Source organism: Streptomyces sp. NPDC034111 (assembly GCF_055575375.1).
Genome location: NZ_JBVIST010000036.1, coordinates 1 through 21365, shown reverse-complemented (window position 1 = coordinate 21365; position 21365 = coordinate 1). Strand labels below are relative to the sequence as shown.

General features: G+C 69.8%; 20 protein-coding genes and 3 pseudogenes. 14 read left to right on the top strand and 9 right to left on the bottom strand.

Annotated features, from left to right (window positions below; genetic code table 11):
• A partial coding sequence (locus ACZ55A_RS36775; RefSeq protein WP_468849409.1) for a type I polyketide synthase occupies positions 1-3617 on the bottom strand: 3617 nt, incomplete at its 3' end.
• Between the two features lie 313 nt (positions 3618-3930).
• Between ACZ55A_RS36775 and ACZ55A_RS36770 the strand changes: the two genes are divergently transcribed.
• From ACZ55A_RS36770 to ACZ55A_RS36760, 3 genes are all read left to right on the top strand, one after another.
• Positions 3931-4314 carry a VOC family protein gene (locus ACZ55A_RS36770; RefSeq protein WP_468849407.1) on the top strand — a complete coding sequence of 128 codons (384 nt, stop codon included), beginning with the start codon at positions 3931-3933 and terminating at the stop codon, positions 4312-4314.
• 78 nt (positions 4315-4392) lie between these two features.
• On the top strand, positions 4393-5019 hold the full coding sequence (locus ACZ55A_RS36765) for a LysE family translocator (protein ID WP_468849405.1): 627 nt from the start codon (positions 4393-4395) through the stop codon (positions 5017-5019).
• A gap of 146 nt (positions 5020-5165) precedes the next feature.
• Positions 5166-5750: a GNAT family N-acetyltransferase gene (locus tag ACZ55A_RS36760; protein ID WP_468849404.1), complete on the top strand. Its 585-nt coding sequence runs from the start codon at positions 5166-5168 to the stop codon at positions 5748-5750.
• A gap of 15 nt (positions 5751-5765) precedes the next feature.
• Here ACZ55A_RS36760 and ACZ55A_RS36755 read toward each other — a convergent pair.
• Positions 5766-6071: pseudogene (locus tag ACZ55A_RS36755) on the bottom strand (transposase); the annotation flags it as partial.
• A gap of 61 nt (positions 6072-6132) precedes the next feature.
• Here ACZ55A_RS36755 and ACZ55A_RS36750 point away from each other — a divergent pair.
• Complete coding sequence (locus tag ACZ55A_RS36750; RefSeq protein ID WP_468849402.1) at positions 6133-7011, top strand: NAD-dependent epimerase/dehydratase family protein; 879 nt, start codon at positions 6133-6135, stop codon at positions 7009-7011.
• 242 nt (positions 7012-7253) lie between these two features.
• The gene (locus tag ACZ55A_RS36745; RefSeq protein ID WP_468849401.1) at positions 7254-7610 is read left to right on the top strand and encodes a DoxX family protein; all 357 of its coding nucleotides are present in this window, start codon (positions 7254-7256) and stop codon (positions 7608-7610) included.
• 167 nt (positions 7611-7777) lie between these two features.
• Here ACZ55A_RS36745 and ACZ55A_RS36740 read toward each other — a convergent pair whose 3' ends face one another.
• The 5 genes from ACZ55A_RS36740 to ACZ55A_RS36720 all read right to left on the bottom strand — a co-directional run bounded on the left by ACZ55A_RS36740 (position 7778) and on the right by ACZ55A_RS36720 (position 12760).
• Complete coding sequence (locus tag ACZ55A_RS36740) at positions 7778-8533, bottom strand: ABC transporter permease (RefSeq protein WP_468849412.1); 756 nt, start codon at positions 8531-8533, stop codon at positions 7778-7780.
• 130 nt (positions 8534-8663) lie between these two features.
• Positions 8664-9446 (bottom strand): ABC transporter ATP-binding protein, encoded by a 783-nt coding sequence (locus tag ACZ55A_RS36735; RefSeq protein WP_468849400.1) that lies wholly within the window; start codon positions 9444-9446, stop codon positions 8664-8666.
• A 180-nt stretch (positions 9447-9626) separates the two neighbouring features.
• Positions 9627-10607, bottom strand: coding sequence for an NAD-dependent epimerase/dehydratase family protein (locus ACZ55A_RS36730; protein ID WP_468849398.1), 981 nt, complete (start codon positions 10605-10607; stop codon positions 9627-9629).
• The gene (locus tag ACZ55A_RS36725; protein WP_468849396.1) at positions 10600-11238 is read right to left on the bottom strand and encodes a dTDP-4-dehydrorhamnose 3,5-epimerase family protein; all 639 of its coding nucleotides are present in this window, start codon (positions 11236-11238) and stop codon (positions 10600-10602) included. The genes ACZ55A_RS36730 and ACZ55A_RS36725 overlap by 8 nt, the downstream gene beginning before the upstream one ends.
• A 289-nt stretch (positions 11239-11527) precedes the next feature.
• A complete protein-coding gene (locus tag ACZ55A_RS36720; protein ID WP_468849394.1) occupies positions 11528-12760 on the bottom strand; it encodes a class I SAM-dependent methyltransferase in 1233 nt (410 codons plus the stop codon).
• A 399-nt stretch (positions 12761-13159) separates the two neighbouring features.
• Between ACZ55A_RS36720 and ACZ55A_RS36715 the strand changes: the two genes are divergently transcribed.
• From ACZ55A_RS36715 to ACZ55A_RS36690, 6 genes and pseudogenes are all read left to right on the top strand, one after another.
• Positions 13160-13891 (top strand): VC0807 family protein, encoded by a 732-nt coding sequence (locus tag ACZ55A_RS36715; RefSeq protein ID WP_468849392.1) that lies wholly within the window; start codon positions 13160-13162, stop codon positions 13889-13891.
• Between the two features lie 364 nt (positions 13892-14255).
• Positions 14256-15452: a sulfotransferase family protein gene (locus ACZ55A_RS36710; protein WP_468849390.1), complete on the top strand. Its 1197-nt coding sequence runs from the start codon at positions 14256-14258 to the stop codon at positions 15450-15452.
• Between the two features lie 2 nt (positions 15453-15454).
• Positions 15455-15931 (top strand): annotated as a pseudogene (locus tag ACZ55A_RS36705) (adenylyl-sulfate kinase); the annotation flags it as partial.
• 258 nt (positions 15932-16189) lie between these two features.
• Positions 16190-16369: a ribbon-helix-helix protein, CopG family gene (locus tag ACZ55A_RS36700; RefSeq protein ID WP_468849388.1), complete on the top strand. Its 180-nt coding sequence runs from the start codon at positions 16190-16192 to the stop codon at positions 16367-16369.
• Complete coding sequence (locus tag ACZ55A_RS36695; RefSeq protein ID WP_468849386.1) at positions 16359-16760, top strand: VOC family protein; 402 nt, start codon at positions 16359-16361, stop codon at positions 16758-16760. The genes ACZ55A_RS36700 and ACZ55A_RS36695 overlap by 11 nt, the downstream gene beginning before the upstream one ends.
• On the top strand, positions 16757-17629 hold the full coding sequence (locus ACZ55A_RS36690) for a class I SAM-dependent methyltransferase (protein ID WP_468849384.1): 873 nt from the start codon (positions 16757-16759) through the stop codon (positions 17627-17629). Before ACZ55A_RS36695 ends, ACZ55A_RS36690 begins: the two co-directional genes overlap by 4 nt.
• 10 nt (positions 17630-17639) lie before the next feature.
• On the opposite strand, the gene ACZ55A_RS36685 is transcribed toward ACZ55A_RS36690, so the two are convergent.
• Positions 17640-18623 carry an ACP S-malonyltransferase gene (locus ACZ55A_RS36685; protein WP_468849383.1) on the bottom strand — a complete coding sequence of 328 codons (984 nt, stop codon included), beginning with the start codon at positions 18621-18623 and terminating at the stop codon, positions 17640-17642.
• Entirely contained in the window at positions 18620-19024 is a 405-nt protein-coding gene (locus ACZ55A_RS36680; protein WP_468849381.1) for a DUF6069 family protein, read from the bottom strand. Before ACZ55A_RS36680 ends, ACZ55A_RS36685 begins: the two co-directional genes overlap by 4 nt.
• Positions 19025-19362: 338 nt before the next feature.
• On the opposite strand from ACZ55A_RS36680, the gene ACZ55A_RS36675 reads away from it, so the two are divergent.
• The 3 genes and pseudogenes from ACZ55A_RS36675 to ACZ55A_RS36665 form a co-directional block, all read left to right on the top strand.
• Complete coding sequence (locus ACZ55A_RS36675) at positions 19363-20133, top strand: thioesterase II family protein (protein ID WP_468849379.1); 771 nt, start codon at positions 19363-19365, stop codon at positions 20131-20133.
• Positions 20134-20174: 41 nt separating this feature from the next.
• Positions 20175-21080 carry a menaquinone biosynthetic enzyme MqnA/MqnD family protein gene (locus ACZ55A_RS36670; protein WP_468849377.1) on the top strand — a complete coding sequence of 302 codons (906 nt, stop codon included), beginning with the start codon at positions 20175-20177 and terminating at the stop codon, positions 21078-21080.
• A 46-nt stretch (positions 21081-21126) separates the two neighbouring features.
• Positions 21127-21365: pseudogene (locus ACZ55A_RS36665) on the top strand (dehypoxanthine futalosine cyclase); the annotation flags it as partial.

Genomic DNA, 21365 nt, shown 5'->3' with positions numbered 1-21365 from the left:
GCGAAGGTGTCGTTGGTGGCGAGGAGGTCGGTGGCCATGCCTTGCCATTGGGAGCCTTGGCCGGGGAAGACGAAGACGGGGTCGGTGAGGGTGGGGCCGGTGTGGGTGTGGGTGTTGGGGGTGGGGTTGTGCAGGGTGCGTAGGGCGGCGGCGAGTTCGCTGTGGGTGGTGCCGACGACGGCTGCGCGGTGCTCGAAGACGGTGCGGGCGGCCAGGGTGCGGGTGAGGTGGGGAAGGGGGACGTCTGGGTGTTGGTCGAGGAAGGTCGCCAGCCGTTCCGCTTGTGCGTGGAGTGCTTGTTGATCGCGGGCTGACAGCACCAGGGGCAGGACACCGTCATCGCCACCACCCCCCTCCAGCGGCTCATCCTCTGCCTGCTCCAGCACCAGATGGGCATTGGTCCCGCTCGCGCCGAAGGACGACACCCCCGCCCGGCGCGGACGCCCGGTCTCCGGCCACGCCCGCGCCTCGGTCAGCAGCTGTATCTGACCGGTGGTCCAGTCGACGTGGGGGGACGGCTCGTCGACGTGCAGGGTGCGGGGGAGGACGCCGTGGCGTATGGCCTGCACCATCTTGATCAGTCCGGCCACCCCGGCCGCGGCCTGGGTGTGTCCGATGTTCGACTTCAGCGACCCCAGCCACAGCGGCCGCCCCTCCGGCCGGTTCTGGCCGTACGTCGCCAACAGCGCTCGTGCCTCGACGGGGTCGCCCAGGACGGTGCCGGTGCCATGGCCCTCGACCGCGTCGACGTCGGCGGCCGACAGGCCGGCGTGGGCCAGGGCGGCGCGGATGACGCGCTGCTGGGCAAGGCCGTTCGGGGCGGTCAGCCCGTTGGAGGCACCGTCCTGATTGACCGCGGAACCACGGATGACCGCCAGCACCGGATGCCCGTTGCGCCGTGCGTCGGACAGCCGCTCCAGCAGCACCAACCCCACGCCCTCCGAGAACCCGGTCCCGTTGGCGGCTGCCGCGTAAGCCTTGCACCGACCGTCGGCGGAGAGTGCGCCCTGCCGGCTGAACTCGACGAGCGCGGCGGGCGTCGCCAGGACGGTCGCACCGCCGGCCAGTGCCAGAGTGCACTCACCCTGCCGCAGCGACTGCGCCGCCAGATGCACGGCGACCAGGGAGGACGAGCACGCCGTGTCCACCGTGATCGCAGGACCCTCCAGACCGAAGGTGTAGGCGATGCGTCCGGAGGCGATACTGACGGCCGCGCCGTTGCCGAGGTACCCCTCCAGGTTCTCCGGGGCGCGGTCGTAGAGCCCGGGTCCGTAGCCGCTGTGCATCACACCGGCGAAGACACCGGTGCGGCTGCCTTTCAGGGACGTAGGGTCGATGCCCGCGCGTTCGAAGGTCTCCCAGGCCGTCTCCAGCAGCAGCCGCTGCTGCGGGTCCATCGCCAGCGCCTCCCGCGGCGAGATCCCGAAGAACGCCGCGTCGAACCGGCCCGTCTCGTCCAGGAACGCGCCCTGCCGGGCCGACGACTTTCCTCCGCCGCCGAACTCCTCGCCCAGCAGCCGGTCCAGATCCCAGCCCCGGTCCGTGGGGAGCGGGCCGACCGGATCGGTCTCGGCCGTCAGCAGCTCCCACAGCCCCTGCGGGGAGTGCGCTCCGCCGGGGAGCCGGCAGCCCATCGCGACGATGGCCACGGGATCATCCGGGGCGGCGTCCCCGACGTGCGCGGTGTCCTCGGCCGGGGGCACGGTGTCCAGCAGTTCGCCCTCAAGATAGGAGGCCAGGGCGGCCACCGTCGGATGGTCGTAGGCGATCGCAGCCGACAGCTGCCGTCCGGTGGCGGCGGACAGCCGGTCGCGCAGGGCCACCGCGGCCAGCGAGGTGAAACCGAGCTCGTGCAGGGGCCGGTCTGCCGCCACCTCCTCGACGGAGCCGAGCCCGAGGGCCTCGGTGACGGCGGAGCGCACCAGGTCGAACAGCCCCTGGCCTCCGACCTGCGCTCCGTCGACCGCGGGGGCGAGCGCCGCGGCGGAGACCTCCGGTGCGCCGGTGCCGCCCGTGGAGGAGGGCGGGTCCGGACGGAGACCGACCGAGGGATTAACGGTGAGCAGGGCGCCGGGATTCTCCGCCAGGCGCCGACGGACGATCTTCCCCGCCGCGTTACGGGGGATCTCGGCGACACTGCGGAACTCGTCGGGCACCTTGAAGTAGGACAGCTCCCGTCGGCAAGCCTCCAGCAGCAGCCCCGCGTCGATGCCTTCGGGCCCCGGGACGACATAGGCGACGGGCACTTCGCCGAGCACGTCGTGCGGCCGGCCGGCCACCGCGGCGTCGTGCACTCCCGGCACCCGCGTCAGGACCTCTTCGATCTCCCGCGGATGGATGTTCTCGCCGCCTCGGATGATGAGTTCCCTGACCCGGCCGGTGAGGGTGAGGAAGCCCGACGCGTCCTGGCGAGCGAGGTCGCCGGTGCGGTACCAGTCGCCGGAGAGCACCGCCCGGGTTTCCTCCGGCTGGTTGTGGTAGCCGAGCATGAGCGCCGGGCTGCTGACCCATACCTCGCCCTCTTCGCCCGCGGCGACCTCCGCCCCGGTCCGGGGATCCATCAGCCGCACGGTGAGCCCGGGCAGCGGCTGCCCGCAGGAGCCCGGCACCTTGGGGCCGCCCGGGACGTGCGTGGTGATCGCTCCACCGGTCTCGGTGCTCCCGTAGCTGTCGAGCAGACGGATGCCGAAGGTGTCCTCGAATGCCTCGTGCAGGACGGCCGGGCAGGCCGAACCGGCCGCCAAGCAGACGCGCAGGTCCGGGAGTTCGGCCCCCTGTTCCCGCCCGACCTCCAGCATGCGGTGGAACAGGGTCGGTACCGCCACCAGGAAGGTGGACCGGTCCTCCTGCGCTGCCCGCAGGATCTCGTCGGCCGCAGCGCCCACCATGAGGTGTGCCGTGGCGCCGACGGCCAGCACGCCCAGGACACCGACGTTGTGGGATACGGCGTGGAACAACGGCATCGGCCACAGCACGCGGTCCTCCGGACCCAGGCCGAGCAGGGGCGCGGAGCAGGACGCCGTGGCCCACAGCGAGGCACGCTGCGTCGACACCACACCCTTGGGACGCCCCGTGGTGCCCGAGGTGTAGAGCATCCAGGCCGGCTCGTCCATGCCGAGGTCGTCGCGCGCCGCGCTCTCCGGCTCGGTCGTCGCGAGCGTCTCGAACCGCAATGCTCCGTCCGGCACTTCGGGGGCCGCTCCGACCACCACGACGGTGCCGGCCGACGTCGTCCGCCCGGTGACTCTGAGCACCTGCTCCGCCTGGGCGGCACCGCTGATGACCAGGACGGCCCCGCTGTCGTCGAGATGATGGGCGAGCTCGGCATCCGTCGACTGCGGATCGAGCGGTACGCCGATGGCACCGGCCCGGGCCACGGCTACGTAGCTCTCCACCATCTCCACGCGGTTGCCCATCCGCAGCAGCACCCGGTCGCCGCGTGCCACTCCCAGGTCCGCGAGATGGCCGGCCAGTTTGCGCGTGCGCTCTCCCAGATCCCGGTAGGTAACTGACCGCTGTGCGTCCCGGAACGCGGTCTTCTCCGGAAAACGACGGGCGTTGCGTGAAAGCAGCTCATGCAGCGGCCGGATCAGCTCATTCCGCAACTTGTCACTCACGCTTCTCGGATTCCAATCACATGGGGAACGGAGACGCGGTACCGCCGACAACCAGGCGGAGCCGCTCCAGGCGCTGCAATCGCCGCTCGGGCCTGTGCACCCGGAAGTGCTGAAACCTGCCGGCGCGGGGCCAGTATGACCAGATCCCCTCTAGGGGATTCCCTCGCGATATCCACGGAGGTGGTGCGCGGTGCGGACGCCGCGAGTCCGCTCGTACCGCCCTCCTGGACCCAGGGCGTGTGACGAAAGTGCTGGTGCTGTCTGCCCGCAATTCGGTGGCGGACCGAGCGGTGTTCCGGGCAGGCTCTCGTGCATGGTCTCGGTGGTGCAGAATGTGGCGATCGACTGTGCGGATGCCTATGAGCTGGCTCGGTTCTGGAGCGAGGTGCTCGGTTGTCCGCTGCATCGGGAGGACAAGCCGGGTGATCCGGAGACTGAGGTGATGCTGCCGGAGGGCCCGCTGCTGCACTTCAACCAGGTGCCGGAACCGAAGACGATCAAGAACAGGTTTCACCTGTGCCTGCGTCCGAAGACCACGCGCGAGGAGGAGGTCGAGCGGCTGCTGAACCTCGGAGCCACCCTCGTCGACGATCGCCGGGAACCCGATGGTGCCGGCTGGGCCGTCCTCGCGGACCCTGAGGGCAATGAATTCTGTGTTCTCCGCAGTGCGGCCGACCGCGCAGCGATGTCTTCTTGAGGCTCAGCGGTTGATGCCGCAGTCGACCAGGACGGGGAACCGGTGGCTTGGCGCGTGCCCGTTGCCTAGGCTCGTTGTGTGCAGTGGCATCAGGTACTCGGCTTCGTAGCCGCGGTCACACCCCTCACATTGATTCCCGGCACCAGCTTCACCCTCGTCACGCAGCAGGTGATCGCGGGTTCGCGGTCCGATGGCGTGCGCGCCACATTCGGCTCAGCGTGCGGACTCTTGGTGCACGCAACGTTCGCCGCGGTTGGCCTGTCGGCCCTGGTCATGTCGTCGGCTCGGGCGTTGGCGGCGGTGAAGCTCCTGGGCGGCATCTATGTCATCTGGTTGGGCGTGACCACGTGGCGCTCGACGCGGCGAAGCGTCGAACCAACGGCAACGAGGCGATGGCGCTTGCCGTGGGCCCGGCTCGGGGGCTTTGGCCAGGGGCTGTGGTCCAACGTCCTCAATCCGAAGGCGGCGTCGGTCTATCTCACCCTGGTACCGCAGTTCCTCACGTCCAGCCGCCCCATCGCGCCACAGATCGCGACGCTTGCGGCCGCGCATATGGCCGTCGTGCTGGTGTGGTTGCTGTTCTGGACGTCTGTGGTCGCCGCCGCGCGCACAACGATCGACACACCTCGGTTCCGACGTGGGATGAGCCGTCTGGCGGGAGCCGTGCTGATCGCCCTGGGGATCCGAACCGCAACCGCGAGCTGAATCCGCCTCCCTATCCAGCGGTGGGCAGGCCGAGTAGTCGTGCCGTGCGCACGGTCTGCTGGTAGGCGGAGCCTTGGTCGTGAGGATCGGACCGGGATCGGATATTCGGTGTTCTGCCCGCCCCATGAGGACACAAGATGATGCGCATGACTTTGGCCACCCCCATACTGCACACCGCTCGCCTGCGACTGCGCCCCTTCACCGACGCCGACGCGGACCTGCTCTTCGCCCTGCACAGCAGCACCTACGTGATGCGCTACTGGGACTCCCCGCCGTGGAACGAACGGGCCCGCGCCGAACGCTTCATCAACATGTGCCGGAAGATGGCGGACGAAGGCACCGGGGCCCGGGTGGCCATCGACCGCGCTTCTGACGGGGCCTTCGTCGGCTGGTGCGGTCTGACCGGATGGAACCCGGACTACCGCAGCGCGTCGTTGGGCTACGTCCTCGACAAAGCGATGTGGGGACACGGCTACGCGACGGAGGCCGCGCACGCCTTGCTGCAGTGGGCATTCGACACACTGGATCTGAATCGAGTTCAGGCCGAGACCGATACGCGCAACGTGGCATCTGCCCGGGTCCTGGAGAAGATCGGATTCATGCGTGAAGGGACGTTGCGGGAGGACTGCGTCGTGAACGGCGAGGTATCCGACTCGTGGGTGTTCGGGTTGATCAGGCGAGAGTGGCGGCCGGCAGCCGTGCCGATTCCAGCCCGCGAAGAGCGGCGTTAAGTCCGTCTCTGGTGCGCGCACGGACTGCGTGTCGATAACCACGAGGGACGGGTCCTCCAATCGGCGGGCCTTCTCCTGCACCTGGCAGCGCAGCAGTTCCTGGATCTGCTGGTCGAGCCCGTCCTCGCGCCACAGCGTGAAGTAGTAGAACACCGCCGACCAGGGCCTCAGATCATGAGGCAGATAGCGCCACTGACAGCCCGTCCGGTTCTGGTAGAAGATCGCGTTCACGACGTCCCGGAGATCGCAACCCCCGGGATCGCCGGTCGCCGACCGTGCGACCCGCTCCCGCTTCCACGCCGTGATCATCGGCTCGATCAACGCCCATTGCGATCGGACTTAACCTCTCAGGAGACCGGTCCCACGCCGTACAGTCGGACGCGTGCACTTAGCGACGAAAAGAGCCCCCGCTGGGCTGGTTGCGGTTACCGGAAGTTCGGGCCGGGTCGGAGCGGCCCTGGCTGCGGCACTCGATGCAGCCGGCTGGGTGGTCCGCGGCGTGGACCGGATTCCCGGCCGCTGGACGAGTGTGATCGGAGACCTGCGAGACCGGCCCGTGCGGCTGGCCGCATTGCAGTCGGCCGATGTCCTGGTCCACACTGCCGCGCTGCACGCCCCGCACGTCGGGCGCCTGGCCGATGAAGAGTTCCGAGCCGTGAACGTCGGTGTGACAGCGGACCTGCTCGACGACGCTGCCGGCCTCGGCGCCCGGCGGGTTCTCTACATCAGCAGTACGAGTGTGTACGGACACGCCCTGGTGCCCACCGACCGTGCGGTCTGGGTGGACGAGCAGCTCACGCCGCTTCCCAGGGACATCTACGACGAGACCAAACTGGCTGCTGAGGAGCTGGTCGCCGCCTGCGCCGTTTCTTCGGTCACGCTGCGCATATCGCGATGCTTTCCGGAGCCACTGCCTGTGCGGGCCTGCCATCTGCTGCACCGGGCCGTCGACGTTGCCGACGTAGCATCGGCGGGGGTCCTGGCCGTGACGCACTCCACCGTGACCGGCAGATTCAATATCTCCGGGCCGCACCCATTTCACCGAGAAGACTGCCTTGCCCTTTCCCGCGATGCGGGCGCGGTGCTCGCCGAACGGGTTCCGGACGTCGTCCAGGCCTTCCGCGACCAGGGGTGGCCGGTGCCCGATCGCCTGGACCGGGTGTACGACTCGACGGCCGCCGCGAACGCGTTCGGCTACCGACCTGTTCGCGGAGTCCGGCAACTACTGTGCGATGCCGCGGCGGGCCGGGCCCCTGAGTGATCGGACGGCGACCAATCACCAGGTCGCCCTCGCCGGATAGCCGAACTGGCACACCAGCCGACGGAGTTCACACCTCTCAGAAGATCATTGCGGGACAAGCCCCAGGGCGTGTCTCCCCGTAGGGCGTGTTTCGACGGTGTGCGCGACGACTGACGTGGCACGGGGCGTGTCACGTTTTTGGGGGGCTGCCTCGTCCTAGAGGCGAACAACCAGCCGTCGTTCTCGCGAAGAAGGAGACTTTCGTGTTCGCCATCTACCTCGTGGTCACCCTCCTCACCTCGGCCATCAACGGCTTGGCCGCTATCGCCAACTTCACCGGTCATGAGTACCCCAAGAGCCAGGCGGACAAATTGCGCGTCCCTCGGTCCTGGATGCGCCCGCTGGGCGCGCTGTTGGCGGCGGGCGCGCTGGGGCTGCTGGCCGGGTTCGCCGTGCCGGTGCTGGGCACGCTCGCCGCCGCCGGTCTCGTGCTGTACTTCCTGGGTGCGTTCTGTGCCCACCTGCGGGTACATGACTACCAGTTGGGCCCCTGGGCAGCATTTTTCTGTCTGCCGGTGGCCGCCCTGGCCGTGGGCCTGGCCTACCACGGCACCTGGTGAGCCGGTGGTATGCCGTCGATCAGCTGCCGCCTGGTCCATATCGGCGGCCGCCCTGGCTTCTTGGCCCTCGGCAACAGCGGGGCCAGCACGACCCACTGCGCATCCGTCAGATCTCCACGCGCCCGAACCAAGATCATCTGATGGCGAGATCCACTTTCGAACACGCTCTAGGCACCGGCCTTGCGGAACACCCGGGCGCCGAGGAAGATCGAGACCGCGGCGAGTGCCGCCGCCACCAGTACGCCGCGGATCATCGCGGTGCTGCCGTACTGGCCGAGGAACGCGGCCCGGACCGCTTCCACCAGGTAGCGCAGCGGCACGAATTGCGACACCACGTCCAGCCATCGGGGTGCGAGCGCCATCGGCAGCAGGATGCCGGAGAGCAGCATGACCGGCAGATTGATGGTGTTGATCACGGGGGCGAACTCCTCGGGGGAGTTCAGCCGCATGGCCAGCGCATAGGACAGCGAAGCCAGCGCCACCGTGAGCACGGCGACGAACAGAAGGCCGATGAGGACGCCGAGCACCGGGGCGCGCAGCCCCATCGTCACGCCCGCGAGCACCAGGAGCAGTGACTGGGCGAGCAACTTCACCACATCGCGCAGCACCCGTCCCATCAGCAGCGCCAGCCGGCTCACCGGGGTGACCTGCATCCGCTCGATCACCCCGTGCTGCTTCTCGATCAGGATGCCGAAGCCGGCGAAGGCCGCGCTGAACATGCCGAGTTGCACCAGAAGCCCCGGCACCAGCGTCTGCCAGGCGTCGCCGCCGGTACCGAGCGGGATCTGCGTCAGGAGTGGGCCGAAGAAGAACAGCACGAGCAGCGGCATGAGGACGCCCACCACCAGGCCGACCTTGGCGCGCATCGTCTCTCGCATATAGCGCCCGAAGACCAGGCGGGTGTCGGCGGCGAGGCCGGCCAGGCCGGATGTCCTCTTCGCCTTCCTGGCCGCATGGCGTCGGGACGGAAGCTCCCGGGGCTCGGATGCGGTCCTCACCGAGGACGGGGCGGGGGACGGGTGCGGCACGTCAACCTCCGTGGAGAGCGGGCGGTCAGACAGCGACCGGGACGTCGGGAGCGGGGGGGTGGTGCCCCGTGATGGCGAGGAAGGCTTCGCGCAGGCTGGCCGTATCCGAGCCCGTGTAGCGCAGCTTCAGATCCAGTGGGGTGCCCTCGGCGGCGACCAGGCCGCCGTCGACGACGACGAGCCGGTCGGAGAGGACATCCGCCTCGTCGAGGTAGTGCGTGGTCAGGAAGACCGTGGTGCCCTCGGCACGGATGCGCTGCACCAGATCCCATACGTCGGAGCGGCTTCCGGGGTCGAGCCCGGTCGTCGGTTCGTCGAGGAACAGCAGCTGGGGCCGGTGGGTCAGGCCCAGAGCGATGTCGAGGCGGCGGCGCTGGCCTCCGGAGAGCGCCCGGGTGGGCCGGTCGAGGAGATCGGCGAGATCGAGATCCTCGGCGAGTTCCCTGGCACGGTTCTTGGCCTCGGTCCTGCCGAGCTTGTACAGCCGCCCCTGGGTGACGAGTTCCTCGCGCACGCTGATGCCCGGGTCGACCCCACTCACCTGGGCGACATAGCCGATGTGCCTGCGCACCCCGGCCGGGTCGCTGGCCAGATCGTGCCCGGCGACGGTGGCACGTCCCCCGGTGGGGGGCAGCAACGTGGTGAGCATCCGCATCGTGGTGGTCTTGCCGGCGCCGTTGGGGCCGAGGAAGCCGAGGATCTCGCCCGCGGACACGGTGAGGTCGATGCCCCGCACCGCCTCGACCGGACCCTTCTTGGTCGTGAAGGTACGGGCGAGCCCTTCGGCGTTGATGATGGGGGTCGTCATGGCGGCCTCCTGCCTCGCGGATGTTCCGTGGTGTTGGGGCCGTTGCGGAGCACTGCTCGCACATCGGTGTCCCGAACGGGCGACGGCGCGGTGGCGCACACCCGCCGCCGCACCGGCCGGTCGTACCCCCGGCTGCGGCCGTATCCCGACCGGGCCACGGGAAGTGGCCCGTCGCCGGGTTCAGTCGGAGTTCCGGGCCGGGAGCGGCTGGTCCGCGGTCACGGTGTCCCACATGGCCCGCATCGATTCCCCGATGGTGAACCGTGGGTGCCAGCCGAGGAGACGGGCGGCGCGGGAGATGTCGACCTGAACCCAGTCGGCACCCCTGCTGTGTACCTCACCCCGCTGCTCCCGGATCGTCTCCGCCGGCAACCCGGCGGCCATGACGAGCTCGTCCACCAGCTTCCGTACGCCCATCGCCTGGCCGCAGCCGATGTTGACCAGTGGGTCGGCGCTCGTGATCCGGGCCGCCCTGACCACGGCGTCCGCGGCGTCCCGGACATCGACGTAGTCACGCTGGGCATCGGCGATGGTCAACTCGATGCCCGCGGCCACATCGACACCGCGGAGCCGGACCGCCAGGGAACCGAAGAAGCTCTCCATCGCGGGGTACGGCCCCAGGGTGTTGGCCACCCGCAGAACCACGCCGTCGAGGGTGCCGTTCCGGACGGCGTCGAGGACCATCCGCGAGGCCGTGAGCTTCGTCGTGCCGTAGGGGTTCGACGGATCCGGCTCGGTGCCCTCGTGTATCGACGTGCCGAAGGGGACCGGGCCGTACTCGTGGATGGTGCCGAGGTGGACCAGCCGAGGAGGGGATTGCATTATCGCCAGCGCGCCGATGAGCCGTTCCACCAACTGCACGTTGCTGTAGTGCTGTTCGTCGCCCCAGCCGAGGGTGGCATTGACCACCACGTCGATGTTCTCCTTGGCCAGCACCTGGGCGAGCTCTTCGCTCGTGCTGCCCGCGATATCGAGGGACTGGAACCGGTGGGCGGCGAGTCGCGGCGCGTATCGGCGGGCGATCGCGACGACTTCGCTCCCCTCGGCCGCGAAGGCGGCACAGATGTGCCGGCCCATACACCCGGTGGCTCCCAGCACTGCGATACGGAGGGAACCAGGGGACGGCATCAACGGTGCCACGGTGTTTTCCTCGTCAGTCACGGAGCCCGACCTCCGACTGGTCAGGGCGCACCGCCGGTTCGGCGGCCGACCCGGTCGGCAGGCAGTCGGCGTACTTCGGCAGCAGACCCTGGGCCTCGGCCTCCGCCAGACGGGGCGCGCTGGTGTCCCGCGCGGAGAGGCGGAACTCCACATCGTGCGGCCAGGGCAGCCCGATCGCGGGGTCGAACGGATCGATCGCATGCTCCAGCTCGGCCCGGTATGCACTGCTCACGAGATACGACATGACCGTGTCGTCCTCCAGTGCCAGGAAGGCGTGGGCGAGCCCGTCGGGGATGTACACGGCCCGGCAGGACTCCGGGTCCAGCTTGACGACGTCCCACTGGCCGAAGGTGGGTGACCCCACCCGGATGTCCACGACGGCGTCCAGTGCCTGCCCCCGTGCGCAGTAGACGTACTTGGCCTGGCCCGGGGGAGTGGCCGTGAAGTGGAGCCCGCGCAGCACACCTCTGGCCGACCTGCTGTGGTTGGTCTGTGCCAGGGGGAACCGGTGGCCGACCGCCGCGACGAACGCCTCGTCCTGCAACGGCGAGAAGAACAGTCCGCGGTGGTCCGAGTGGATGTCGGGGGTGAACTCGAATCCGCCGGCGACGGCGAGCTTTCGGGTGCGCATCGCGGATCACCTGCCCGCCGCGTCGTGCGCGGACAACGCCGCGGGCCGCTGCGGCCGGATCGGTTCGGTGCGCCTTATGTCACTCACGTTTTCGCGCTCCCACCACGTTCGGAAACAAGTCCTTGCCTTGCGCGGACAGACACAGCTCCTCGTAGCACGGCGCACGGCCGTGTGTTCCGACCGGAGGGACGGGCTGATCCTGGCTGTGTCTGCCTCAGTATGGGTCGCACCCATGTGGAAGATTCCCTAATGCCGGGTCCGGACGGTCCCTGCCGGGGCGGCGGCACGGTCAGACGATGGAGAGCTCGGGCAGCGGGAAGACCAGCTTGCCGCCGCCGGCCAGGAAGGCGCTCTCCCGCTCGATGAAGCCCTCGCGGTAGATCCACGGCAGCACCAGCAGCTGGTCGGGGCGCCGGGACTTGGCCTCCTCCTCGGAGACGATGGGGATCCCCGTACCGGGCGTGAAGCAGCCGGACTTCTCCGCGCTGGGCTCGCCGATGCAGGGCAGGTCGTCCGGACCGAGGCCGCAGAACTGGAGGATGACGTTGCCCTTGGTCGAAGCGCCGTACCCCAGGGTCAGCTTGCCCGCCTTGCGCGAGGCGTCGAGGAAGTCGCGCAGACCGTCGCGGTAGTCGTAAACGCGCTTGGCGAACGCCTCGAACGGAGCCATGGTGTCCAGCCCGAGGGCGGTCTCCCGGGTGCGGATGGCCGCCAGGCCCGCCTCGTCCACGGGGTAGCGGTCCGGCCGCTTGGCGAGCGTCACACAGAGGCTGCCGCCGTACACCGCGGTCAGTTCGGCCTTGAGGACGGTGAACCCGACGCGCTCGGCCATCCACTCGATCTGCTGGAGCGCGTAGTACTCCAGGTGCTCGTGGCACACCACGTCGTAGGCGGTGGCCTCGATCATCGCCGGCAGATAGCTCTGCTCCATCACCCAGATGCCGTCGTCGTCGAGGACGTCGTACACGTCCTGCATGAAGGCCATCGGACGCGGCAGGTCGTAGAACATCGCGATGGAGGTGACCACCTTCGCCCGGCGTGAACCGAAGCGTTCGGTGAACAGCTCACGGGAGAAGAAGTCGGGGATCAGCTCGGCGTCCGAGGGGTAGTACTCGCGGAACTTCGGCCCGGTCGGGTCGATACCCACCAGCGTCGGACCCGGTGTGGGGTAACCGCGCAGCAGTGTGGAGTCGTTGCTGCCGATGTCCACCACCAGGTCGTCGGGGCCGAGGTCCACCAGGTCGGTGATCGCCGCGACCTTGTCGTGCAGATGCCGGACCATGAACGGGCGGATGCCGGAGCGGTAGCCGTAGTTGTCGCCGTACATCAGCCCGAAGTCGGCGGTGTGGCGGAGCTGGACGAGGCCGCAGCCGTCCGGGGCGCACTTGAGCAGTTCGAGCGGGACGGTGGGCACGGTCTCGTCGGGTGTCCGGGGAAAGACGCCGGTGAGAGCCTGCGGGCCCAGGTCCAGGACCGGCAGCAGGTTGCGGTTGCCGCAGATACGGCAGTCTTCGATGATCATGGATTCTCCAGGTCGCGTTCCACCATCGGCTGGACCGGATCGGAACCGGCGCGGTGATCCCACGCCAGGCGCGGCGAGCCCCTTCGGGTAACTGCGGCGACCCTAATGCCGAAGTCCAGGGGCATCGTGATTCCGGGGCGCATTCTGGAAATTGCTCCAGAACCCGCGGTACGAGGCCCCCACCGCGTCGTTCCCGGTGGCATGCTCTGCGCCCCGGGAAACTCCGCGAATGCCACCGCACCACCGCGGTGACGGGTCGCCCGGGCTGCTTGCCTGTGCTAGGTTTTGCTTGGCTGTGCAACTCGCCCGGGAAGCCCTCGAACCGTGTGGCGCAGACACTCCGGAGAGCGGCCCGGCCGGGCACGCACGCGCCGGCATCAGACGACTCAAGGAGCAGCGATGGCTGCACTGCGTAACGAGACCGAGTTGGCACAAGACAGCAATCGAAGCGAGCAGAGCTCTGCCCGCTGGCAGTTCGCGGCGACCCTGCTCTGTGACGTCGTTCTCCCCGTGGGCCTCTACTACGCGCTGCGCAGCGCGGGTTGCAGCGAATTGGTCTCGCTGCTGATCGGCGCCGCCGCGCCGGCCCTCAACACCGCGTACCACATCATCACCCGGCGGAAGATCGACAGCGTCGGCATCTTCGTCATCGCCATCCTCGTGCTCGCCGGCCTCGGCTCCCTCATCTCCGGCAGCCCACGCCTGACCCTGGCCCGGGGCGGCTGGTTCACCGGGCTCATCGCCCTGTGGATCCTCGGGTCGCTGTTCACCTCCCGGCCGTTCACCTACCGGGCGTTGAAGACCCTGCTGCCGGGCAAGGCGGAGATGCTGGAAGGGTTCTGGGAGACCGATCCTCGGTTCCGCCGGATCTGGCGCGGTCTGACGGTGCTCTGGGGGGCCGGGCTGCTGGTCGACGCGGCGCTCCGCGTGATCATGGCCTACACCCTGCCCGTCGACTCGGTGCCGGCACTCGACGGGGTGCTGTACTTCGTCACCTACATCGTGCTCCAGGTGATCACCCACGTCATCCTGCACAAGACCGGGGTGTTCCGGCTGATCTTCCCCGGACGGGGGCGGCGGCCCGCCCGGTCCGCGGCCCCGGTGAACGCGGACGACAGCGAGACGGGTTGAGAAGAAGCGCCAGGAGAACGGCTCTCCGGCACCCGGGCGGACGGTCACACGGCGCAATGCTTGTGACCGTCCTCCCGGGTGCCGTTGCCGTTGCCGTGGCTGTTGTGTTGCGCCCCAATTCGATGAAATGCCCCGGGAGTTCGGCCGGCGACGGACTTCCGGCACGCAGGGTTCCAGGAGAATTCCCAGTTGTTTCGAAACCGCCTTGCCGGGTTTGCGCAGCGCATGACGAGAATACCGGCGATCGGTTCACCATCATGGGAGACGTCTGATGCTGACCCACGTGCCGCTTCCCCCACGTCAACGGCTCACACCACGCGGCACTTTCCTGGCGCATCCGCGTCTGCCGTGGCCGCTCAGGGCGATGAACCGGACGCTCGGGCCGGTGGCGCCACGGCTGTGGCCGTTGGATCCTGACGCGCTGTGGCGCAAGGCCACCGCCAAGGCCAAGGTGCCCGGCGCCGCCCCGGACGGCGCATTCGACGAACCGCTGGCCCTGCTGTGCCGGTCGCTCAACAACGAAGTCCGGCTCAGCGCGAACGGCCGCTTCTTGCTGCACAGCCAGCTGGTCAAGAATCTGGTGACCCGGTTGCGGCTGGCGGATGTGGCGGCGCGCCGTCCGGAGATCTTCGACGCACCGGTCACCGCGCCGCTCTTCATCACCGGTGCACCGCGCACCGGCACCACATTCCTGCAAAGGCTCATCGCCCGGGACGAACGCTCCCGCTCCCTTCCGCTGTGGGAATCCACCCACCCGCTGCCGGACGGCGATCTGACCGCACCCCGGAAGAACCCCGACCCCCGCATCAAGGCCAGCCAGGTCGAGGTCGGGATGACCAACCGGATCCTGCCCGAACAGGCCACGATGCACGAACTCGTCCACGACGAGGCGGAAGAGGACAATCTGCTGCTGTCGGTGAGCCACTGCTCACCCATGTACGAGGCCATCGGGCTGGTCCCCGAATACGCCCGCTGGTACACCACCACCGACCACACCGAGGGCTACCGCCACTTCAAGCGGATGCTCCAGTTCCTCCAGTGGAGCAGACCGGCCGGCGACCGCTGGGTGCTGAAGTCACCGGGCCACGCCGAAATGCTGCTGCCGCTCTTCGCGGCCTTTGACGACGCCACGGTGGTGCAGACCCACCGCGACCCGGTCACCTCGGTGATCTCCTTCAGCAATATGGTCGCCTACGGGGCCAGGGCCTACGTCGACCACCCCAATCCCCACCTCATCGGCGCATTCGCCGCCGACATCATCGAACGTTCGCTCCGGGCCTCGCTGCGGGACCGCGCCGGCCGTGAACACCAGGTGGTGGACGTCCTCTTCCGCCCGCTCATCGAGGATCCGATCCGCGAGGTGAGCCGGGTGTACGAGGCGGCCGGCCGCGAACTGGACGACGTATCGGAGAAGGCGATGCGCGCCTACGCGAGCGCCGAGAACCGGCGCAGCGGCCGTCATCGCTATGCCGCCGAGGACTTCGCCCTGAACGTACCGGAGTTGAGAGAACGCTTCGCCTTCTACTACGACCGCTTCGATGTGCCGCAGGAGAAGCGCTGACCATGACCGACGACAGCACCAGATGCGGATGTGCGGGCGCCACGGTCTGGTTCACCGGCCTGTCGGGCTCCGGCAGGACAACCGTCGCCCAGGCCCTCGCCGAGACACTGCGCGCCCGGCGCCACCGGGTGAAGATCCTCGACGGCGACGCCCCGCACACGACGCTGCCCGCGGGGCCCGGCACCACCGCACAGGACCAGGTGCGGCGCACCGGCCTCGCCGCCGAGGTCCTGGCCCGCAACGGCTTCCTCACCCTGGTGTCCGCCGCCGCCCCCTGCGCGGACAGCCGCGCCGCCGTCCGCCGACGCCACGAGGCCACCGGAACCCGGTACGTCGAGGTCCACCTGGACGCCCCGCCGTCGGCCGACACCGACCCGTACGAGCCGCCGGCCGCACCCGATCTGCGCCTGCCGGCACACCGTCTCTCGGTCGCGGAGTGCGCGGCCGCGGTGGACGCACTGCTGACGGACACCGGCGTGGTGCGCTCCCGCTGCGCCGAGGCGACGGCACCGCACCCGCCTGATTCGGTGGGCGGCCAGCAGCCTTCAGGAGGCGCCGGGATCAGGCCGTAGGGGGCTTAGGGGCTCCCCGCTCAGGGCGATCGCTGCTGTGCGGTCCGGCGACCCGGCCCCCGACTCTTCGCCGAACGGGTCCGACAGGGTCTTCTCGTTCACCTTGCCGCTCATTGTGTACGGAAGCTCCGGCACGCCCTTGGCTAGAGTGCTAGCATCCTACCCATGGCCGCCGAGAGACAGGTAAAGCAGTTCAACGTCTACCTGCCCGTCGACCTCATCCGCGAGGTCAAGCATCACGCCGTCGACACGGAGCGGTCTCTCTCCGCGATCGTCGAGACGGCCCTGACCGAGTACCTCCAACGCGTTGAAACCGCCGGGAAGGAGAGCAGGAATGACGACTGACGGCATCGAGGGGTTCCTCGTCGAGACCCGCAACTACGGTGCGACCGCCGCGTTCTGGAAGTCGCTCGGCTTCGAGAGCGTGCTGGAGACCGACCACGGCTCAGGACACTGGTCCCATCCGGCCGGAGGGCCCTACGTGTTCATCGTCGAGCAGCATGAACGCGAGCTCGCCACCCACCCCGTGCTCAAGGTGGCCGACGCCGCGGCCTTCGCGCCCGAACGCGCACCGGATTTCGCCCAGCCGTTCACGCCGACGCACTGGGGTGTCCGACAGGCGCTGGTCCGCGACCCCGACGGGCGGATCGTCGCCCTCGAAGCCCCACTCCCCGACGACGACCACGGCAACGACGGCAATGACGGCAATGACGGCACGGAAGGACAAGCACCATGACTGACCGACAGCGCCTCTCCGACCAGCACGAACCCGACCACACCGCGGTGCGCGTCGCCCTGTGGCGCGCCCTTCACGTCCAGGCCGACGCCCCGCCCCACGTGCTCAACGACGAGATCGGGCTGAAGCTCGCCGACCCCGGGCAGAACTGGCGTGAGCGCGGCGATATGACCATGCCGGGCATCGGCGGCGTCCGCGCGTCCATCGTCGCCCGCGCCCGCTTCATCGAGGACCTCGTCGCCGAACGCGCCGACGCCGGCGTGACGCAGTACGTCATCCTCGGCGCGGGTCTGGACACCTTCGCTCAGCGACGCCCCGAATTCGGTTCCCGCCTCAGCGTTTTCGAGGTCGACCAGCCGGGCACGCAGGCGTGGAAACGGCAGCGCCTGGCCGAACTCGGCTACCACATCCCGTCCTGGCTGACCCTGGTGCCCGTCGACTTCGAGGCCGGCGACTCGTGGTGGGAGAGGCTGACCGCCGCCGGGTTCGATCCGCAGAAGCCGACGGTCGTCGCGTCGGCCGGCGTCAGCATGTACCTCACACACGAAGCCAACACCGCGACGCTGCGCCAGGCCGCCGCCCTCGCACCCGGATCCGTATTCGCCACGACGTTCCTGCTGCCGCTCGACATGTCCGACCCGGACGAGCGGCAGGCCCAGGAGTTCTCGATGCGCAGCGCCGCCGCGTCGGGGACCCCGTTCATCAGCCTGTACTCGCCTGACGAGATGCGGCAAGCAGCCCTGGAGGCGGGGTTCACGAAGGCTGCGCACATATCCCCCGACGACCTGGCCGCTCGATACTTCGCCGACCGCCACGACGGCCTGCGCCCACCCAGGGCGGCCGAACAATTCCTCGTCGCCGAGGTGTAGCAGAGACCTTCTAGACCCACTGCGGCACGCCACGCTCCACCGGCCCCGTCTCCACGCCGAATTCGAGCAGGGCGGAGATCGCCTGGGCGATATCGGCCGGGGATTCCACATGGACGACGGGGAACGGAAAGCGCAGCAGATTCCTGGGCAGCGACGGGCCGAGGACGAGCGCGAGCCGGGTGCCGTGTGCCTGCAACTCGGCGGTGAGGGAAGCCAGATCGACCGGCTGCACGACGGTGCGCAGAAAGAGATCGCTGACGTCGTCCGCCGTGCGCAGGGTCCTCGCCTCCAGCGGTGAGCACAGCGGCAGGACGGGGGCGGCGAACGGGAGACCGGCGACGAGGCGCCGCATCCTGGCGTGCGCCTCCCGGGCGAGCGGGCTGTGCACCGTGGTGCGGTTGCTCGTACCGATCCGGACGGCGCCCTCGGGGGCCTCGGCGGCAACCCTCCGCAGGGCGTCATCGTCGCCGGTGAGCAGCACGACGCGATAGGTGCCGCCGGTGTCCCGGCCCAGGGCGCCACCGCAGCGGACCCCCGCGGCCGCGGCGCCGCGGTACCACGCGGGGGCCCGGTCGGCCGGCAGGAAGGCCAGCGCGATGGCCCCGGCACGGTCCGCGGTGGCGGGGCGGCCGCGGTCGGCCAGCGTGCGGATCAGCTCCTCGCGGGGGAGTGCGCCCGCCAGACAGGACGCGACCATCGCCCCGATGCCCAGACCGCCGAGGACACCGGGCCTGATCCTGTGCACCGCCAGGACGTCGTGGATCCCGAGCATCGCAGCCGCCAGCGCCAGCCGGCCGACGAGGGCGCTCTCCCGCGGTCCGGTCCGGGCGCCGTCCCGGTCCAGCAGCCGGTCGGCGTCCACCCCCGCCCAGCCGGCCACCTTGCGGTACCGGTGGCGCAGCACCGGAGAGCTGTCGTGGAGCGCGGCCAAGCCGCTCGGATCGTAGCTGTCGAGGTCGGTTCCGCAGAGGAATGCGAGACCCGCGTCGGTCATCGGCGGACGGCCGACCGGGCCATGGCAGGCACCAGCACCACGCCTGCGACCAGATGCATGCACAGCAGCGTCACCTTGCCGCCGGTGGTGACTCCGCCCTGGACGGGCCCGATCAGGGAGAGGGTCAGCACCACGACGGCGATGACCGTCCACACCCGGCGCGGCCGCGCGGTGAAGCGCTCCAGCAGGGCGAGCAGCCCCCAGGCGGCGAGCCCGGTGACGAGGCTCGCGCCGGCGACCGCGGCCGGACCGATGTGCTGGACGGCGGCGTCGGGCTGCATCCGTACATCGAGCTTCACGCCCAGCAGCGGCGCCGCGATCGCCCACACGACGAGCGTGGCGGCGAGGGTCCCGAGGACGGCCAGAACCCGGGCGGACCGTGGGGGTGTTGCGGCCATCATGAACCAACCTCCTGAGGCTGACGTACGAGACCGAGCGCGGCGGGGCGCGGGGCAAGGCGCACGACGGGGGCGCCGGACCGCCGACGTGCCACAGGCAGCAACCGCTTGCACGGTGAGGCTAGGCCGGGCGCGTCGCGCCGCGCCAGCGGTCCGGTTCCCCCGGGGTCGAGAACCGGGGAAACGCCCAGACTTCCGGTGCATCGGGCCGATAGGCCTTGTGCCGGTGGTCCGGGCCCACTGGATAGTGGCGGGAGTACGTACTCCCCGATCCGCGCGGGACGACGGGCGCCGGCCGTGGTGCGGCCGGGCCGGTCCATTGGAAAGGACGGATCAGACCGATGAGTTCACCCCTTGCGGACGACGGCCTGTGGTGCCGGCGATTCCATCCGGCTCCGGACGCGGGCCGGCGCCTGGTGTGCTTCCCGCACGCAGGCGGCTCCGCGAGCTTCTACCACCCCGTCTCGGCCGCGCTCAGTCCCGACGTGGACGTGCTCGCCGTGCAGTACCCGGGCCGGCAGGACCGCCGCCTGGAACCGGCGATCGACGACATCGGCGTCCTGGCGGACCGGGTCAGCGAGGCACTGCGCCCCTGGACCGACCGGCCGCTGACCTTCTTCGGCCACAGCATGGGCGCGCTCGTCGCCTTCGAAGTGGCGCGGCGGCTGGAGCGCGACGGGGACGGCCCCGTGCGGCTGTTCGCCTCCGGACGCCGGGCGCCGTCCGCGTACCGCGACGAGCAGGTCCACCGGCGCGACGACGACGGCTTCGTCGCCGAGCTGCGGGCGCTCAGCGGCACCGACGCCCGGGTGCTGGAGGACGAGGAGATGCTGCGGATGGTGCTGCCCGCGCTCCGCAGCGACTACAAGGCCGTCGAGACCTACCGCAGCGAGCCCGCGGCCGTGGTGCGCTGCCCGGTCACCGTGCTCGTCGGCGACAGCGACCCCAAGACCTCCCTCGAAGAGGCCCGCTCCTGGGACGGGCACACCACCGGCGCCTTCGACCTGCGGGTCTTCCCCGGCGGGCACTTCTACCTGGCCGACCGGCCGGCGGACGTGATGACCGTCCTCAGCGACCACTTCGCCACCACCGCCCTCCAGCGCCATGCGTAGCTGCCGCGCCGCCGCCCTGATCCCCTGGAGCCCTGAGAGACATGCCTGAACCGCTACTCACCGAGCCGGCCACGCCCCCACCACGCACCGCACGGCGGCCCAGGGTCGGCCATATCGACTTCCTCAACTGCCTGCCGCTGTTCTGGGGACTGGCCCGCAGCGGCAGCCTGCTCGACATGGACCTGAGGAAGGACAGCCCGGACGGCCTGAGCGACGCACTGGTCGCCGGCGCGCTCGACATCGGGCCGATCAGCCTCCTCGAATTCCTCAAGCACGCCGACGACTTGGTGGCGCTGCCGGGCATCGCCGTGGGCAGCGACGGGCCCGTGGAGTCCTGCCTGATCGTCAGTCAGGTCCCGCTGGAACAGCTGGACGGTGCGCCCGTCGCGCTCGGATCCACCAGCCGGACGTCGGTCCGGCTCGCCGAGCTGCTGTTCGCGGAGCGGGTCGGCGTCCGGCCCGACTACTTCGTCTGCCCGCCGGACCTCACGGCGATGATGGAGCAGGCGCAGGCCGCCGTGGTGATCGGTGACGCCGCACTGCGGGCGTCGCTGCACGAGGCGCCCCGGCTCGGCCTCCAGGTCCACGACCTGGGCCGGATGTGGCGGGACTGGACCGGTCTGCCGTTCGTCTTCGCGGTCTTCGCCGCCCGCAAGGAATTCCTCGCCAGGGAGCCGGAGACCGTCCGCCGCGTCCACGGCGCCCTGCTGGCGTCCCGCGACCTGTCCCTCGCCAGGGTCGCCGAGGTCTGTGAACAGGCCGCCCGCTGGGAGGCCTTCGACGCGGAGACGCTGGAGCACTACTACACCACCGCCCTCGACTTCAGCCTCGGTGAGCGACAGCTCGCCGGTATCGCGGAGTTCGCCCGCAGGGTCGGCGGCGGCGCGGCCGGCTTCCCGCCGGACGTCCGCGTCCAGCTGCTGGGCACCGAAGCGCTCACCACGTGACATGACCAGGAACGAGCCCCACAACACACCGGGAAAGGCCCTCGACATGCCCCGACCGTCCGAAGCCACCGACCGTGGCCTCCAGTCCGTATTGGACCGTGCCGCCGAGGGCGGCAGGGTGACCCCCGAAGAAGCCCTGGACCTGTACCGCTCGGCGCCGCTGCATGCGCTGGGCAAGGCGGCCGACGCAGTGCGCCGCCGTCGCTACGCCGGCACCGAGCACATCGCGACGTACATCATCGAGCGCAACATCAACTACACCAATGTGTGCGTCACGGCATGCAA